The 15,517-nt window shown below is 66.5% G+C and carries 15 protein-coding genes; 6 read left to right on the forward strand and 9 right to left on the reverse strand.

The window, feature by feature from the left end:
* The first annotated feature begins 40 nt into the window (after positions 1-40).
* Positions 41-2,521: an ABC transporter permease gene (locus NMQ16_RS12925; RefSeq protein WP_257081153.1), complete on the forward strand. Its 2,481-nt coding sequence runs from the start codon at positions 41-43 to the stop codon at positions 2,519-2,521.
* A 6-nt stretch (positions 2,522-2,527) separates the two neighbouring features.
* On the opposite strand, the gene NMQ16_RS12930 is transcribed toward NMQ16_RS12925, so the two are convergent.
* The 5 genes from NMQ16_RS12930 to NMQ16_RS12950 form a co-directional block, all read right to left on the reverse strand.
* Complete coding sequence (locus NMQ16_RS12930) at positions 2,528-2,914, reverse strand: hypothetical protein (protein ID WP_257081154.1); 387 nt, start codon at positions 2,912-2,914, stop codon at positions 2,528-2,530.
* A 1-nt stretch (position 2,915) separates the two neighbouring features.
* Complete coding sequence (locus NMQ16_RS12935) at positions 2,916-3,248, reverse strand: heavy-metal-associated domain-containing protein (protein ID WP_257081155.1); 333 nt, start codon at positions 3,246-3,248, stop codon at positions 2,916-2,918.
* Between the two features lie 17 nt (positions 3,249-3,265).
* A complete protein-coding gene (locus NMQ16_RS12940; protein WP_257081156.1) occupies positions 3,266-3,970 on the reverse strand; it encodes a hypothetical protein in 705 nt (234 codons plus the stop codon).
* 58 nt (positions 3,971-4,028) lie between these two features.
* Complete coding sequence (locus tag NMQ16_RS12945; RefSeq protein ID WP_257081157.1) at positions 4,029-4,385, reverse strand: hypothetical protein; 357 nt, start codon at positions 4,383-4,385, stop codon at positions 4,029-4,031.
* 114 nt (positions 4,386-4,499) lie between these two features.
* The gene (locus NMQ16_RS12950; protein ID WP_257081158.1) at positions 4,500-5,783 is read right to left on the reverse strand and encodes an EAL domain-containing protein; all 1,284 of its coding nucleotides are present in this window, start codon (positions 5,781-5,783) and stop codon (positions 4,500-4,502) included.
* 200 nt (positions 5,784-5,983) lie between these two features.
* On the opposite strand from NMQ16_RS12950, the gene NMQ16_RS12955 reads away from it, so the two are divergent.
* The 4 genes from NMQ16_RS12955 to NMQ16_RS12970 all read left to right on the forward strand — a co-directional run bounded on the left by NMQ16_RS12955 (position 5,984) and on the right by NMQ16_RS12970 (position 10,325).
* Positions 5,984-6,922, forward strand: coding sequence for an AEC family transporter (locus NMQ16_RS12955; protein WP_257081159.1), 939 nt, complete (start codon positions 5,984-5,986; stop codon positions 6,920-6,922).
* A gap of 108 nt (positions 6,923-7,030) precedes the next feature.
* Complete coding sequence (locus tag NMQ16_RS12960) at positions 7,031-8,218, forward strand: FAD-binding domain-containing protein (protein ID WP_257081160.1); 1,188 nt, start codon at positions 7,031-7,033, stop codon at positions 8,216-8,218.
* Positions 8,219-8,223: 5 nt separating this feature from the next.
* A complete protein-coding gene (locus tag NMQ16_RS12965; RefSeq protein WP_257081161.1) occupies positions 8,224-8,679 on the forward strand; it encodes a DUF3429 domain-containing protein in 456 nt (151 codons plus the stop codon).
* 95 nt (positions 8,680-8,774) lie between these two features.
* Positions 8,775-10,325, forward strand: a complete 1,551-nt coding sequence (locus NMQ16_RS12970; RefSeq protein ID WP_257081162.1) for a cryptochrome/deoxyribodipyrimidine photo-lyase family protein — start codon at positions 8,775-8,777, stop codon at positions 10,323-10,325.
* Positions 10,326-10,343: 18 nt separating this feature from the next.
* Here the strand turns inward: NMQ16_RS12970 and NMQ16_RS12975 are convergent, their stop codons facing one another.
* The 4 genes from NMQ16_RS12975 to NMQ16_RS12990 all read right to left on the reverse strand — a co-directional run bounded on the left by NMQ16_RS12975 (position 10,344) and on the right by NMQ16_RS12990 (position 14,534).
* Entirely contained in the window at positions 10,344-11,522 is a 1,179-nt protein-coding gene (locus NMQ16_RS12975; RefSeq protein ID WP_257081163.1) for a PLP-dependent aspartate aminotransferase family protein, read from the reverse strand.
* 54 nt (positions 11,523-11,576) lie between these two features.
* Positions 11,577-12,470 (reverse strand): adenylate/guanylate cyclase domain-containing protein, encoded by an 894-nt coding sequence (locus NMQ16_RS12980; RefSeq protein ID WP_257081164.1) that lies wholly within the window; start codon positions 12,468-12,470, stop codon positions 11,577-11,579.
* Positions 12,471-12,476: 6 nt separating this feature from the next.
* Positions 12,477-13,472 (reverse strand): CoA ester lyase, encoded by a 996-nt coding sequence (locus tag NMQ16_RS12985; RefSeq protein WP_257081165.1) that lies wholly within the window; start codon positions 13,470-13,472, stop codon positions 12,477-12,479.
* 69 nt (positions 13,473-13,541) lie between these two features.
* Entirely contained in the window at positions 13,542-14,534 is a 993-nt protein-coding gene (locus NMQ16_RS12990) for a malate dehydrogenase (RefSeq protein WP_257081166.1), read from the reverse strand.
* Between the two features lie 221 nt (positions 14,535-14,755).
* Here NMQ16_RS12990 and NMQ16_RS12995 point away from each other — a divergent pair, with 221 nt between their 5' ends.
* Complete coding sequence (locus NMQ16_RS12995; protein ID WP_257081167.1) at positions 14,756-15,484, forward strand: GntR family transcriptional regulator; 729 nt, start codon at positions 14,756-14,758, stop codon at positions 15,482-15,484.
* Positions 15,485-15,517: the final 33 nt, after the last annotated feature.

The raw sequence follows: 15,517 nt of genomic DNA on the forward strand, positions 1-15,517 counted from the left end.
ACAAGAACCCGCACGGAAAATTGAAAGCAGAAAGCACCCGATGAAAGCTGACCTGATGTTTGCCGCGCGCATGGCGCTGCGCGATTTCCGAGCCGGCGAGCTGCGCATCCTGCTGGTGGCGCTGCTGCTCGCGGTGGCCGCACTGACCTCGGTGTCCTTCTTCACGGATCGCGTTTCGCGTTCGGTGGTCAGCGAAGCCAACCAGCTGCTCGGCGGCGATCTGCTGGTCGCCTCGCGCGACCCGGTGCCGGACGCCTATGCCGACGAGGCGCGCTCGCGCGGTCTGCGCGCCGTCAATACGTGGAGCTTCACCAGCATGGCGTCGAGCGCCGATGGCGCCCAGCTGGTCGGCGTCAAGGTGGTGTCCGACGGTTACCCGCTGCGCGGCAAGCTGCGCACTGCACCGGCGCTCAATGCGCCGGACGCGGAAACCCGTTCGCTGCCCGCACCGGGTACCGTGTGGCTGGACGAACGCGCGACCAGCGCGCTGGGCGTGCGCACCGGCGACACCCTGACGCTGGGCCAGCTCACGCTGAAGGTGGCAGCGGTGCTCACGTTCGAGTCCGACCGCGGCGCCAGTTTCTTCGCCATCGTACCGCGACTCATGCTCAACGCCGCCGACCTGCCGGCCAGCGGGCTGATCCAGCCGGGCAGCCGCATCAGTTACCGGCTGCATCTGGCGGGTGAAGATGCCGTCGTGCGCAGCTATGCGTCATGGCTCAAGCCGACGCTGACGGCGGGCGAAAAGATCGAAACTGTCGATGAAGCCCAGCCCGAGGTGCGCGGCGCGCTCGACCGGGCGCAGAAATTCCTGCGTCTGGCTGCCATGCTGGCGGTGGTGTTCGCCGCGGTGGCGGTCGGCCTGTCGGCGCGTCGATACATGCAGCGGCATCTGGATGGCTGTGCGGTGATGCGCTGCCTGGGCGCCACGCAGGCGCGCCTGACCCGGCTTTTCCTGATCGAATTCGCGCTGGTCGGCATCGTGGCCTGTGCTGCCGGGTGTGCGGTCGGTTACGTGACCCAGTTCGGCGTCGAAGCGCTGCTGGCCGGGCTGTTTGTCACGAAGCTGCCGCAGCCGGGACCGCTGCCGCTGGTGTATGGCTTTGCAGTCGGCATGACGCTGATGCTGGGCTTCGTCTGGCCGCAGCTGCTGCGCCTTCGTCGTGTATCGACGCTGCGCGTGCTGCGCCGTGAATGGGACGAAACCGACCGCATTTCATGGGGTGCATACGGCTTCGGTCTGGCCTGCCTGTCGGCGTTGATCGTGCTGATGGCGGGTGATGTGACGCTGGGTCTGGTGGTGGTCGGCGGGTTCGTCATCGCCTGCGGGATCTATGCCGCAGTCGCCTGGCTCGCGCTGGCCGCCGTCGCGCGACTGCGCGGCGGTACCGCCGGCGGCTGGCGCTATGGCCTGGCCAGCCTGACCCGACGCCGCGCTGCGTCGGTCATGCAGATCGCCGCGCTCGGGTTGGGGCTGACCGCAGTCCTGCTGCTGGTGATCGTGCGCGGCGACCTGCTCGATGCGTGGCACAACCGGCTGCCGGCCGATGCGCCGAACCGCTTCATCCTGAACATCCAGACCGATCAGCTGACCGCGGTGCGGGAGGAATTCGCGCGCGCCGGCCTGACACCGCCGGAACTTCTGCCGATGGCGCGCGCCCGTCTGGCCGCCATCAACGGCAAGCCGGCGTCGCCCGACAACTACGACTCGATGCGTGCGCAGCGCCTGGTCGAGCGCGAATTCAACCTGTCGTGGTCGGACAGCTTCCAGGTCGGCAACCGCATCGTCGATGGCGCCTGGCGGGCCGACCAGCCGGGTTTTTCGGTCGAAGCCGGGCTGGCGACGGACCTGGGGTTGCGCGTGGGCGACCGGCTGGCCTTCGACATCGCGGGCCAGCGCGTCGAATCGACGATACACAGCCTGCGCGAGCTGGCCTGGGACTCGATGAACGTGAATTTCTTCGTCGTTGCCTCGCCCGGCGTGCTGGAGGACTTTCCGGCCAGTTACATCACATCCTTCCACCTGCCGGCGGCCTCGGCCGGCTTCACCAACGAGCTGGTGGCGCGCTTCCCGAACCTGACGGCGATCGACGTCGATGCCGTGGTGCGCCAGTTCCGCGCGCTGATGGACCAGTTGTCGGCGGCCGTCAGCGTGGTGTTCGGCTTCGCGCTGCTGGCCGGCGTGGTCGTGCTGTTCGCGGCCATCGAGGCGACGCATGACGAACGCCGCTTCGAACTGGCAGTGCTGCGCACGCTGGGCGCGCGCAACCGTCAGCTTCGGGCATCGCTGCTGACCGAATTCGCGCTGCTCGGCGCGCTGGCCGGCATGCTGGCCGCCGCGGGCGCGGTCGTGATGACGATGGTGCTGGCGCGCGAAGCCTTCCAGCTGCCTTATGTGCCGTCCATCGTCCAGCCGCTGGGCGGCATGCTGTTCAGCACGCTGGCCGTGGTCGGCGCCGGCATGCTGGGCCTGCGTGCGGCGCTGCGCGCACCGGCGCTGGCCAGCCTGCGCGCCGCCTGAGGCCGGTCAAAGCCAGAGCGGCGCCACGAAGGCGAAGAACGCGCCGATCGCGTACAGCGCAAGCGATGCCGAGTACACGCCGGCCGACAGCCGGCGTGCCCGCTGACAGGTGCGTGCGGCGACCGGGTCGGCCGGGCAGGGCAGCGAGCGGGCACGCCACTGCGCAAGGCCTGCCAGCAGCAGCGCCAATGCCGCCCCGCCGAATACCAGCGCCTTGTGTTCCGACAGCCAGATCAGCTGCGGTACGTGACCGGTCAGCGTAACCAGGCTGGCACCGGCGCCCAGCGTCACCAGCAGTGCCGGCAGCGCGCAACACACCAGGGTGGAGCTGCTGGTCAGCAGCGACAGCCAGCTCGCGCCGAGTGTGGCGCGCAGACTTTCCGCCGGCTCCATGTCAGCGCGCCTTCAGGCCGGCGCGCAGGCTGTCCAGCGTGTCGGGCACGCGCTCGATGCTTTTCACCAGATAGCCGGCGTCGGTGATCTGCTTGCGCAGCAGGTCGTCGGCAAGGTCCTGCCCGTCCTTGAGACTCAGTGCAACGATCTTGTGCTCCAGACTGACCAGCACGTCGTCGGTCGCGGCGTTGGAGCGCAGCTTCTTCTCGATGGCCGAGCCGCAGAAGGCGCAGACCAGACCGTCCACCTGCATCCGGATGGTCTGGGCCGCCCAGGTCTGACCGACGGACAGGGCGCACAGCGACAAGGCAGCAGCGAAGGTACGAATATTCATTTGATATCTCCTTGAATTCAAAACAGAAGCATGACGTTCACGAAGCCGTCACCACGATGCTGGCTGTTGACGCTGACACCGACGTCCACCCACCAGCGGCGCTGGAACACTCGTACCAGCGGAGTGATCTGGGTTGCGTCCGACAAGGTGCTGCGCCTTTCGGCCTGCAGGCCGAACCACAGCGCGATGTCTTCGTAGTCGGCGGCGTAGGGCGCCCACAGCGCCTGGGCGGTGGTGACCGCCTGGGTCTGGCTGCCGGCGTGGTACAGGTGGGTGGACAGCCGGGTGTAGATGCGCCGGGTTTCGTAGTCCATCCAGAAGCCGCCATGCACACCGCTGCGGCTGCCGCTGTCGGTGCCTGCCTCGTCGTAGGCGCTTCCGCGTGCGGCGAGCGGGCCACCATATATGTATGCATTGGCGATGCCGTCCCGGCCGTAGTGGCGATGCACCAGCCAGTTGGCCTGCAGCGTGGTGTAACGGCGTTCGATGCTTTCGTCGTCCGACAGGTAGCGCGACTGGCCGGCAGCCACCGACAGGTCGGCGCGGAAGCCGTGCGCCACTTCGGCCATCTGGGCGTCGGGTGACGCGGTGAACATGAACATCGTGATGTCGCGCGGAATGAAGAAACCCGCGTGCGCCTGGCCGGCGAGCGCACTGAGCGCAAGGGCGGCCAGCGTACGCGAGCGCAAGTCGCGCGCGGGCGAACCCGATGGATCGAGCATGATGAACTCCTGAACGTTGAACAACGGCTGCGACGCGCAGGCGTCGCGATCGGCGTGTTCAGCCCTGTCTGGGAGGACGTTCGGGAGGTAGTGGCGTATGCGACGACCGGTCGGGCGCGGGCTGTGCGCTGACCCGGTCGATCGCCGCCGGACAGTGTGTTGCGCCAGTCATCGGCAGCGCGATCGCTTGGGCAGCGGCGCACTGCGCACCGCACTGTCCATCATTCGGGCAGTCGTCCGACACGTCGACCGCACTGTGGCAATCATGGCCGGACATGGCGTCATCCATGGCGGCATCGAGCTGCACCTGCCCGGGCATCGCCGGATCGGCGAGTGCGCAACGAACCTGACACTGCAGCGCGAACGCCTGCAGCGGCACGGCGCCGACCAGGATCAGCAGGACCAGAGTCCGCATCCAGGGGCGCATCAGGTTGGACAATGCATTCATCGGCAAAAAGGTAACACGTCAACGACGTTGAAGACAGGTCGCGCGTGCGACGGTTCAACCGTGTCGCGGCGTCGCGCTGCGTCAGACCACCTGCGGCCAGTGCAGGTCGCCGCACAGCACGCGCAATTCGTCATCCCAATCGCGATAGGCGACCGATACGGTGACGCACAGCACGCCGGACGAGATCGACAGATAGGGACGGGTGACCTGCACCTTGCCCAGATTGTCGACCGCGCGTCTGAAGTAGGGCCGGCGTGACCAGCGGGCGTGGCGGTTGATCGACAGCGCGCGGTACTGGCTTTCTTCAGGGCCGGCGGAATGGGAAGGACGCACATTGCGGCCGACCTGACGGCCCTGCTCATCGAGCAGGAAGCAGCAGTCGGCGCGTTCGAGTTGCAGGAAGGCCTGACAGGCCTCGGCCATCGGCATGCCTTCTTCGAGCAGCACGGCGCAGCCGCCCATGGCGTGGATGTAGGGGCCGATCAATTCGCGGTAACGCTGGGCACCGTTGCCGCGCGTGGTGTTGAAGCGGTCCCACAGCGCATTGATCACCGGGCTCACTTCGCGCGTATCGACCGGCGCTGCGGCCGGCATGGCGAAGTAGAAGCCCTGCACGAAATCGATGTCCGAATCGAACGCGGCCAGCGCCTGTGCTTCGGTCTCGACGCCTTCCAGCAGCACCAGCGAGCCGGCTTCGTGGATCAGGCTGACGATCTGCGGCAACAGTCGACGGGCCGACGGGTCGTCCACCGACTTGATCGCGAACGATCGGTCGAGCTTGACGATTTCCGGCTGCAGCGACCAGATGCGGTCGAAATTCGAATGGCCGGCGCCAAAGTCGTCGAGCGCAATCATGCAGCCCATTTCGCGCAGGTATTCGACCGTGCGGGCAAAGCCGGCGTGTTCGGATACGGCCTGCTCCATCACTTCGATGACGATGCGGCGTGCATCGATGTCCGGGTGTTCGCACAACTCGGGCAGGAAGTCCGACAGGTCGCTGTCCGGGCCGCGCCGGAACACTTCCGGATGGATGTTCAGGAACAGCCAGCCGCCGTGCGTATCGTGGGCCGAATGGTTGTTCACGTGCAGATAGCGGCACAGCTGATCGAGATAGCGCAGGTCTTCGTAGCCCGACGTGCCGGCGATGACCCGTCCCGGTGCAACCGGGTTGAGGTCGGCGTCGGCTGCGCGCAGCAGGCCTTCGTGGCCGATGGCGCGACAGTGCGACAGGCTGAAGATGGGCTGGAAGTGACTGGTCAGCTTCAGACCCTTGTATCGCGCCGACACGCCACTGGCACTGTGGACGATGTCGGCTCCGCAGGGCGTTTCGGCCTCCGCTACCACTGCTAACGTTGCTTGGGCCATGAAGGACGCTCGAATGGAGAAGTTAAGTGGTGCTAACGGCAGCGCACCGCGCACTCTTGAATACGTGACCCCGTGATGGCATCAGCGCCCGCTGCTATCCTGCGCGTCGTTCATCCTTAGCAGTTGCCGCCCGCTTCCGTGTTCGAACTCCCTCGTCGTTCGCATTCCACATGCTGCCCGGACTGCCGCGTGGTGCATCCATGAACCCGGCCCTGCAACAGATCCTGCTGGCCGCGCCGCTGTTCGTCCTGGTGTTCGTCGGCTACGCCATCATGAAATGGGGTGGCTGGAACAAGGCCGGCGCCGATGCGCTGGCGAAATTCGTGTTCACCATTGCACTGCCGGCCATGCTGTTCCGCCTGATGAGCGGCTTCGCCAGTCTGCCGCCGGTCGATGCGCGCCTGCTGATTGCCTTTTTCGGTGCCTGCCTGATCGTGTTCGTGATCGGCCGTCTCGTGTCGGCACGACTGTTCGGTCTGGACGGCGTGTCGCAGTCGCTGTTCGCGCTGGGGGGCGTGTTTTCCAACAATGTGCTGCTCGGTCTGCCGCTGACGCATACGCTGCTCGGCGAGTCGGCTATGCCGTCGGCGGCGCTGGTGGTGGTGTTCAACGCCCTGATCCTGTGGACGCTGGTCACTGTTTCGGTGGAATGGGCGCGCCACGGTGCGCTGACCCTGTCCGGATTCGGCAAGACCGCACGCGGCGTGCTCACGAACCCGCTGGTGGCTGCGATTCTCGCCGGCACACTGTTCGGTCTGAGCGGACTGACGCTGCCCGGGCTGATCGATCAACCGCTGAAAATGCTGGCCGACGCCGCGCTGCCGCTGTCGCTGATTGCACTCGGCATGGGGCTGGCCGAATTCGGTGTGCGCTCGCACTGGCGGCAGAGCGCGTCGATCAGCGTGCTCAAGCTGGGTCTGCATCCGCTGATCGTCTGGGGACTGGCCGCGGCGCTGGGCCTGCCCGAAACGGAAACGCGCACCGTCGTGCTGCTCGCCTCGCTGTCGGTCGGGGCCAACGTCTATCTGATGTCGCGCCAGTTCCAGGTCATGCAGGGCCCGGTGGCCGGCAGCCTGCTGATGTCGACCGCACTGGCCGCCGTGACGACGCCTCTGATGCTCGCGCTGGTCAGCCTGTAGTCACCCACGCAGGTTTGGTCCGGTTGTCTGAGTCCTGCCCTGCGACAGCGGGATTTTTTATCGCTTCTTCGGGTCTGTGTCCTCAGCTGACACAGGTGACGCCCCGACATGACAGACCTCTTTTCCGATCCGCACTTTGCCGACGCCACCGGCGGCGTGGCCGACTTTCCGGCGACCGTCGCTGCTGCACTGGCACGCATCGACGCCATTCAGCCGGTGACGTACGCCCGCACGCGCAACCACATCGACGGTGCCGTGAGCCGCGTGTCGCCGTACCTGACGCACGGTTTCGTCGACGTGCCGCAGGTGATCGAACGCCTGTCTCAGCGCTGCACGCTGGCGCCGGAGGACAAGATCGTGTTCGAACTGGCGTGGCGCGAGTATTTTCACCACCTGTGGCGGCACTGGAGCGACGACATCTTCGAGTCGCGCCGCCCGCCACCTGCCCCGCACTATGCGCCAGCCATGCCGCAGGATGTCGTCGAAGGACGCACCGGTGTGCCGGTGATCGATCAGGCGGTGCGCACGCTGTACCGCACCGGTTATCTGCACAACCATGCCCGGATGTGGCTGGCCAGTTATGTCGTGCATCTGCGCAAGACCGACTGGCGCACCGGCGCGATGTGGATGTATCGCCACCTGCTCGATGGCGATCTCGCGTCCAATACGCTGTCCTGGCAGTGGGTGGCCGGCACGCTGACCGGAAAACCCTATCTTTTCAATGCGGAGAACGTCGAGCGCTACGCACCGCAGTGGGCCAGTCGCGATACGGTGCTCGATGCCGGATACGACGCGCTCGACCAGCTTGCCCGTCACCGCGGCGACTGCGGCCCGCACAGCCTGCGTGCCGGAGCGATCGGCGAGCCGCCGGTGGGTGCAGTGCTGGATCCCGACAACTGGTCGATGCCGCAGGATGGCGAAGTGTGGCTGATGCACCCCTGGTCGCTCGGCTGTCCGCCGCAGGGACGCGTGATCGGCTGGATCGAGCCGTCGTTTCACGAACGCTTTGCGTGGAACGAGGCGCGCTGGCAGTTCGTGCTGACCCGCATGCGGGAGGCCTGCGACGGCATCGTGGTCGGCGATGCGAAGACCCTGCATCGGCAGCTCGGCGGTGTGCGGTTGATGACCATGCAGACGCACAACCCGGGCTATCGCGAGGCGATCGCGGAAGCGGGCATGCTGGCCGAACCGGTGGCACGGCAGTTCGAAGACCCGCCGCGCGCCATGCCGTCGTTCACGCGCTTCTGGCAAAGCGTGGCGCCGAAGGCCGAGGTGGGCCGGCCCTGGCACCGCTGACACCGATGAATACCGTCCTGAATCCGCTGGCGCGCGCGCCGGCCCGGGTGCTGGGTCTGGCCGGGCTGATCCCGTTCGTCGGCCTGACGGTCGCGATGTATGTCGACGCCGCGCCACGCGGCTGGATTGCCCTGGCCCAGCTGGCCTATGCGGCCACCATCGTCAGTTTCATCGGTGCGCTGCACTGGGGACTGGCGATGCGTGATGCCACGCTCGACCGCGCCGCGCTGTGGCAGGCGCTGGGCTGGGGCGTGCTGCCCTCTCTGCTGGCCTGGCTGGCGCTGCTTGCGCCCCTCGGCACCGGCTTCTGGCTGCTGTGCGCCGCCGTGCCCGCCTGCTGGTGGATGGACGCGCGGCTCGCGCGCACGCTCACGCTCGAACCCTGGTACCTGCAGCTGCGCACGCTGCTCAGCGTCATCGTCACGATCTGCCTCGCCGCGTCGGCGCTGGCGTTGCCCTGAACCGGCGATGCAGGTCGCCTGGTTCAAGCGCGACCTGCGCATCACCGATCACGCGCCGCTGCGCGCGGCGGCGCTGGCGTTGCCCTGAACCGGCGATGCAGGTCGCCTGGTTCAAGCGCGACCTGCGCATCACCGATCACGCGCCGCTGCGCGCGGCGGCGCTGGCCGGCCCGGTGCTCGCCCTGTACGTCTATGAAGACGCACTGCTGGGTGCACCCGATGCCGACGCTCGCCACCTCGGCTTCCTGAACGAAGCACTCGATGACCTCGACGCCGCGCTCGCGGACATCGGCCTGCGTCTGCTTCGGCTGCGCGGCGCGCTGCCCGAGGTGTTCGATGCGCTGCATCGCCGCCACCGCATCGAAGGGCTGTGGAGCCATGAAGAGACCGGCAATGCGTCGAGCTTTGCCAGGGACCGCGCGGTGGCCGCTTGGTGCCGTGCCCAGGGGGTTCCGTGGCGCGAGTATCCCAATGGTGCGGTGGTCCGGCGTCTGCGCGATCGCGACGAGTGGTCCGCGCACTGGATGTCGGTCATGCGCCCGGCGCCAGCCGGTCCGCCGCCGCGCATCACGCCGGCGCGGGTGGCCGGCATGGTCAGTGTGGTGCCGCCGGACGCCGCGGCAGTCGGTCTGGTGTCGCGCGACATCGACGGGCGTCAGCGCGCGGGCAGGGCGCTGGCGCTGAACGAACTCGATCAGTTTCTCGATGAGCGCGTGCCGCGCTACCGGCGCGGCATGTCCAGTCCGCTGTCGGCCGGCGACGATTGTTCGCGCCTGTCGCCGCATCTGGCCTTGGGCATCGTGTCGCTGCGCGAGGTGGTGCATGCGGTGTGGCGCGCGCGGTCCGGCTGGCTGGCCCGTGCGCATGTTCCGCAGGGCGCGGCGGCGCTGGCCGGCCTGAAGTCGTTCGAAAGCCGGCTGCACTGGCACTGCCACTTCATGCAGAAGCTGGAATCCGAACCGGAGATCGAATTCCACCCGGTGAATCGTCTGTACGAAGGGCTGCGCGAGGCGGACTTTTCGGCTGCCCGCCACGCCGCGTGGTGCCGTGGCGAAACCGGCTATCCGTTCATCGATGCCTGCATGCGCTCTCTCGATGCGACCGGCTGGATCAATTTCCGCATGCGCGCCATGCTGATCGCGTTTTCGTCCTATCAGCTGTGGAACCACTGGCGCGAGCCGGCGCTGCATCTGGCACGCCTGTTCACCGACTACGAGCCGGGCATCCATTACCCACAGGTGCAGATGCAGTCCGGCGTGACCGGCATCAACACCCTGCGCATCTACAACCCGGTCAAGCAGCAGATCGATCAGGATCCGAAAGGCATTTTCGTTCGCCGCTGGCTGCCGGAACTGGCGCGTGTGCCGATCGAATTGCTGGCCGAACCGTGGCGCATGACGCCGGATGAGCAGATGCGGGCGGGTTGCGTGATCGGCCGCGACTATCCGGCGCCGGTGGTCGAGCACCTCGATGCTGCGCGCGCGGCGCGCGATGCGGTGTGGGCGGTTCGCCGCCTGCCGGAGGCCGGTGCCGAAGCACGCCGCGTGTTCGTGCAGCACGGCAGTCGCAACCCCGATCGCGAAGGTGTGCGTCGTCGTCGCAAGGCGAAGGCCGATGACGGCGGCCAGATGGGCTTCGGGTTCTAGGGCAAGTCACCCACCTGACTAGGCGTCGCCCAGTGCCTGCTGCAGATCCGCGATCAGGTCATCGGCGTCTTCGATGCCGATGGACAGCCGCAGCATCGCGTCCGGAATGCCGCGTCGAGCGCGTTCCTCCGGCGTGAGGCCATGATGGGTGGTGGTACACGGCTGGGTGACCAGACTTTCGACGCCGCCCAGGCTCGGCGCCAGCCTGATCAGGCGCAGGCGGTCGGCGACGCGGGTGGCTTCGCTGCCGTCGCCGCGCACGACGATGCTCAACATGCCGCCGAAGCCGTCCATCTGCGCCTTCGCCAGTCCGTGGCCCGGCGCATCAGGCAAGCCCGGGTAATGCACGCGCGCGATCTTCGGGTGATGCGCCATGGCCTCGGCCACCGCCTGCGCATTGGCATTGTGCTGACGCACACGCACGACCAGCGTGCGCAGGCTGCGCGACAGCAGCGCGGCGGTTTCCGGTGACGGCACGGTGCCGAGATTCTTGCGCCAGGCCCACATGGGTTCGAGCAGTGCCTTGCTGCCCATCAGCGCGCCGGCAGTGAGATCGCTGTGACCGCCCAGATATTTGGTCGCGCTGTGCATCACGAGGTCCGCGCCCAGTTCCAGCGGACGCTGGTTCACCGGCGAGGCGAAGGTGTTGTCGATGGCGACCAGCGCGCCGTGCGCATGCGCCTTGCCGGCCATGGCGCGGATATCGACGACGTCCAGCGTCGGATTCGTCGGCGTTTCGAAGAACACCAGCTTCACGCCGTCTGCGAGCAGGGCATCCAGCCTGTCACCCTCATTGCCCAGGATGCAGTGCGTGCGCAGCCCGAGGCCGGGCAACTGCTGGCCCAGCAGTTCCAGCGTGCCGCCATAGGCATCGCCGACGCAGACGATACCGTTGCGGCCGTGCGTCAGGAACAGCGTGCTCAGCGCCGCCATGCCGGAGGAGAACACCCACGAGGCCTCGGCCGACTCGAGACCGGCGAGCGTCTCCTCCAGCGCCTGGATGGTCGGGTTCAGCCCGTAACGCGTGTACAGCCCGCCGCGCGTGCGACCGTCGATCACGTCGAGCAGATCGGCCGTCGAATCGAAACCGAAGGTGGTGGTGTTGTAGATCGGCGGGTAGGGACTGCCCCAGGCGTCGTCGGCGGTGTGGCCGTGGATCGCGCGGGTGGCGAGGCGATGTTCTTCGGGTTTGCGCATGAGGACCTTCGAGGCTGCTGAAGTGGCCGAGAATACGCCGCCCGTCCCGCGTGTTCAGCCCAGACAGAAGAATTCGACCACATCGCTCGCCGCGCTGCGCGGAGAGCCGAAAGCGAGCCAGCCGTGGCCGTCGACGACCACTTCTTCGCGGGTCAGCGCAAATTCCTGCCGGCCTTCGATGGTGACGAAGGTGCCGTTGCTCGAGCGGTCGGTCAGCACGAAGCGGTCGCGCCTGAATTCGAGGTCGCAGTGCTGGCGCGACGCGCGCGCGTCCTTGATGCCGATGTCGACATCGATGTCGCGCCCCATGCGCAGCCGCGGGTGTTCATCGCCGAGCAGCCAGACGCGGCCGCCGTGGTAGACGCGCATTTCGACACGGCCGCTGCTCATCGTCAGGCCGCCGATCTGGGTGACGTGGTCGGAATGTTCGCAGCGCATCTCGCACAGTTCGACCGAGCGCGCGACGCCCTTGACGACGCGCGGCGGCAGCGGGCGGATCTTCGGCTGCCAGTGTTCGCTCAGCCGCACGGCAGCTTCGGTCGATACGATGGCGCGGCCGTGGCTGGCCAGTTCCGAAAGTCGGGCCGCTATATTCACCGACTCGCCATAGATGTCGTTGCCCGATTCGACCACCGGGCCGAAGTGAAAGCCCGTGCGCACGCCGAGTGAAAAGTGCTTGGCCAGCGGCAGACCGTCGATGTCGCGGTGAATGGCCAGCGTCGTTTCAGCAGCGTGGTCGCAGGCGCGGAAAATCGCCAGCAGACCGTCGCCGGTCATCTTTATGACGGTGCCGGAACTGCCGATCACCGAATCGCACATGGTGCGCAGGCAGCGGTCGATCAGCGCGAACGCGGCCGTGTCGCCCATGCGTTCGTAAAGCTGGGTGCTGCCGACCAGATCGGCAAACAGCACGGCACATTCACGGGTACGGGGCGGACTTGTCGGCATCTGGGGTCAGAAGAAACGTTGTCGCACCGCATCCGGCAGGGCCATGCCGGTGGCGTGGGCGCGTGCCAGCAACTCCCAGTAGTAGCGGTAGGACGCGCGATCGTGCAGCGTGTCGCGGTGGCGCGTCGGCCCCCAGCTAGCGTCCTGTGCCGCGCACAGGATGGCGATCGCGTCTTCGACTTCGCTGAAATCCGGTCGCATGGCGCTCAGGATAGGCTCGATCTGGTTCGGATGGATGCTCCACATGCGCATGAAGCCGAAATCGTGGCGCGCCCGTTCGGCGTCGCGCCGGATGTACTCGATGTCGCGGATTTCGGTGGTGACGTTGTGCGTAGGCACCACCCCGCACCCATGCGCCGCGGCGGCGATTTCGCACTTGGCGCGCACGATGATCGGGTGCTCGAACTGCTTCGGGCTTTTCATCGCGTCGCCCGGCAGCGCGCCATGATGGGCGCTGACGAAATCCATCAGCCCGAGATCGAGCGATTCGACGCGATCGAGGCGCGCGATGTCCCACACCTCGCGCAGCGCGCCGTGGCTTTCGATCAGCACATGCACCGGAATCGCGCGCTTCACGCCGGCCAGCGTTTCGCAGGTGCGCAGCCAGTCGAGCTGGGTGCGTACATCGTCGGCGGAGCGCGCCTTGGGCAGCGTGATGAAGGCCAGCCGGTCGCCGGCTTCGCCGACCAGAACATCCATGTCGGCTTTCCACTGCGCATGCGTGACATCGTGGATGCGCACGCCGATCCGCCCGAAAAGGTTGTCGGCATCATTGATGATGGACGCGCACAGCAGGCGGTGTGCGCCTTCGTTGCCGGCCGCGGCACCGTCCTCGCAATCGCAGGTGAGGTCGAACACCGGGCCCCGTTCGCCCTGCAGCGCGAGCGCCTTGCGCATCAGCTTTTCCGAGCCGGCGTAATGATCGACGGCCGGGAGGATGGGGAAGGCCCGCTCGCCCTGATAGAGGACGTCGCGTGGATGAACCGGCGCGGCTGAAGTCATGCGGGATGTCCGGGCAACAAAAAAGCGGCCACGTTACCGGGCCGCTTCTTCTGTTTCAAGCCTGACGGATCAGAGCAGGTCGGCGACGCCGGCGCGCTCCTCTTCCAGTTCGGCCAGCGTCTTGGCCACATAGGGCTTCGAGAACTCGTCGATTTCCAGGCCCTTGACGATGCTGTACTCGCCGTTGGCGCAGATGCACGGGAAGCCGAAGATCAGGCCTTCCGGAATGCCGTACGAACCATCCGACGGTACACCCATGGTCACCCAGTCACCATCCGAACCCAGATGCCAGTTGCGCATGTGGTCGATGGCCGCATTGGCGGCCGAGGCGGCCGACGACAGGCCGCGCGCCTCGATGATGGCGGCGCCGCGCTTGCCGACGGTCGGCAGGAAGGTCTTGGCGTTCCACTCCTGGTCGTTCACCAGCTGGGCCACGCTGTCGCCATTCGAGGTGGCGAAGCGGTAGTCGGCATACATCGTCGGGCTGTGGTTGCCCCACACGGCCATCTTCCTGAACGAAGCCACCGGACGGTTCAGCCTGGTTGCCAGCTGCGACAGCGCACGGTTGTGGTCCAGACGCAGCATGGCGGTGAAATTCTTCGCCGGCACGCGGCCACCCGCCTTGGCAGCGGTCTTCAGCGCGATGTAGGCGTTGGTGTTGCAGGGATTGCCGACCACCAGGATCTTGCAGGTCGGGGCGGCATGCGCGCCGATTGCGGCACCTTGCACGGTGAAGATCTTGGCGTTCTCGGTCAGCAGGTCCTTGCGTTCCATGCCGGGGCCGCGCGGGCGCGCGCCCACGAGCAGGGCAAAGTCGGCGTCCTTGAACGCGACGTTCGGGTCGTCGGTGGCCACCATGCCGGCGAGCAGCGGGAAGGCGCAGTCGTCCAGTTCCATCATCACGCCGGTGAGCGCCTTCTGGGCCTGCGGCAGGTCGAGCAGTTGAAGGATGACCGGCTGGTCCTTGCCGAGCATTTCGCCGCTGGCAATACGGAACAGCAGGGCGTAACCGATTTGACCGGCGGCGCCGGTCACCGCGACGCGGAGGGGCGTCTTTGACATGTGAGTCTCCTGGATGAGGATGGGAGTGGTGCGTAAAAGTGCGTTGTGCGCAGCAGGATTATGGCCGACCTGCGGTGCTTTGACACACAGCACAAGACAGACGTACCGGAGCGGAACCCGCCTGGTGTCCGGGTGCCTGTCAGCGCGGGAACGATTTATATCATATATAAGACATGAGACACCTTGTAGACGTGATGGGATTTCTGTGCTGAAATTGTTGCATGGCACAGGAATCCCCAACGTTCAGTCCGCTGTATCGCCAGATACGTGTGCTGCTGACCCAGGCGCTGCAAAGTGGCGAATGGCGTCCGGGTGAGTCGATACCGAGCGAAACCGAACTGGCGCAGCGCTTCAGCGTGAGTCAGGGTACGGTGCGCAAGGCCATCGACGAGATGGCGGCCGACAACCTGCTGGTACGCAAACAAGGCAAGGGGACCTTTGTTGCGACGCATCACGATCCACGTGCCTTCTTCCGTTTTCTTCGTCTTGCCCCGATCAACGGCGGCATCGAATCGTCGCAGAGCGTGCCGCTCGAGTGCTGGCGCGCCCGCGCGGGTCAGGAAGTGGCGCGTACGCTCGACGTCGAGGTAGGTTCGCAGATCATCATCGTGCGCCGTCTGCTCAAGTTCGCAGGCAAGCCGGTCGTGATAGACGAAATCTATCTGCGCGGAGACCTTTTTCCCGGGCTCAACCTCGATGTGCTCAAGGAACACCAGGGCTCCCTGTACTCCTTTTTCGAAACGCGCTTCGGCGTGCGCATGGTGCGTGCCGAAGAACGCCTGCGCGCAGTGCCGGCAGATCGCCAGAGCGCCGAATACCTCGAAGTGCAGGAAAACACGCCACTGCTGTCGGTCGAGCGCGTGGCCTACACCTACGACGACGAACCTGTCGAATGGCGGCGCGGCCTGTGCTCCACCGCCGACCATTACTACCTGAACACCCTGAGTTAGCGGACCCGGCGCAATCCCGTTTCCTGCCACACG

The organism is Methyloversatilis sp. XJ19-49 (genome assembly GCF_024580145.1).
Lineage (GTDB): Bacteria > Pseudomonadota > Gammaproteobacteria > Burkholderiales > Rhodocyclaceae > Methyloversatilis.

What these genes read in the sequence shown, in the direction of transcription:
- NMQ16_RS12960 (WP_257081160.1), top strand. Translation starts at nt 7,031, where the DNA reads ATGACAGACCTCTTTTCCGATCCGCACTTTGCCGACGCCACCGGCGGC.
- NMQ16_RS12985 (WP_257081165.1), bottom strand. Translation starts at nt 13,472, where the DNA reads ATGACTTCAGCCGCGCCGGTTCATCCACGCGACGTCCTCTATCAGGGC.
- NMQ16_RS12940 (WP_257081156.1), bottom strand. Translation starts at nt 3,970, where the DNA reads ATGCTCGATCCATCGGGTTCGCCCGCGCGCGACTTGCGCTCGCGTACG.
- NMQ16_RS12965 (WP_257081161.1), top strand. Translation starts at nt 8,224, where the DNA reads ATGAATACCGTCCTGAATCCGCTGGCGCGCGCGCCGGCCCGGGTGCTG.
- NMQ16_RS12955 (WP_257081159.1), top strand. Translation starts at nt 5,984, where the DNA reads ATGAACCCGGCCCTGCAACAGATCCTGCTGGCCGCGCCGCTGTTCGTC.
- NMQ16_RS12925 (WP_257081153.1), top strand. Translation starts at nt 41, where the DNA reads ATGAAAGCTGACCTGATGTTTGCCGCGCGCATGGCGCTGCGCGATTTC.
- NMQ16_RS12970 (WP_257081162.1), top strand. Translation starts at nt 8,775, where the DNA reads ATGCAGGTCGCCTGGTTCAAGCGCGACCTGCGCATCACCGATCACGCG.
- NMQ16_RS12995 (WP_257081167.1), top strand. Translation starts at nt 14,756, where the DNA reads ATGGCACAGGAATCCCCAACGTTCAGTCCGCTGTATCGCCAGATACGT.
- NMQ16_RS12990 (WP_257081166.1), bottom strand. Translation starts at nt 14,534, where the DNA reads ATGTCAAAGACGCCCCTCCGCGTCGCGGTGACCGGCGCCGCCGGTCAA.
- NMQ16_RS12975 (WP_257081163.1), bottom strand. Translation starts at nt 11,522, where the DNA reads ATGCGCAAACCCGAAGAACATCGCCTCGCCACCCGCGCGATCCACGGC.
- NMQ16_RS12950 (WP_257081158.1), bottom strand. Translation starts at nt 5,783, where the DNA reads ATGGCCCAAGCAACGTTAGCAGTGGTAGCGGAGGCCGAAACGCCCTGC.
- NMQ16_RS12980 (WP_257081164.1), bottom strand. Translation starts at nt 12,470, where the DNA reads ATGCCGACAAGTCCGCCCCGTACCCGTGAATGTGCCGTGCTGTTTGCC.
- NMQ16_RS12935 (WP_257081155.1), bottom strand. Translation starts at nt 3,248, where the DNA reads ATGAATATTCGTACCTTCGCTGCTGCCTTGTCGCTGTGCGCCCTGTCC.
- NMQ16_RS12930 (WP_257081154.1), bottom strand. Translation starts at nt 2,914, where the DNA reads ATGGAGCCGGCGGAAAGTCTGCGCGCCACACTCGGCGCGAGCTGGCTG.
- NMQ16_RS12945 (WP_257081157.1), bottom strand. Translation starts at nt 4,385, where the DNA reads ATGCGGACTCTGGTCCTGCTGATCCTGGTCGGCGCCGTGCCGCTGCAG.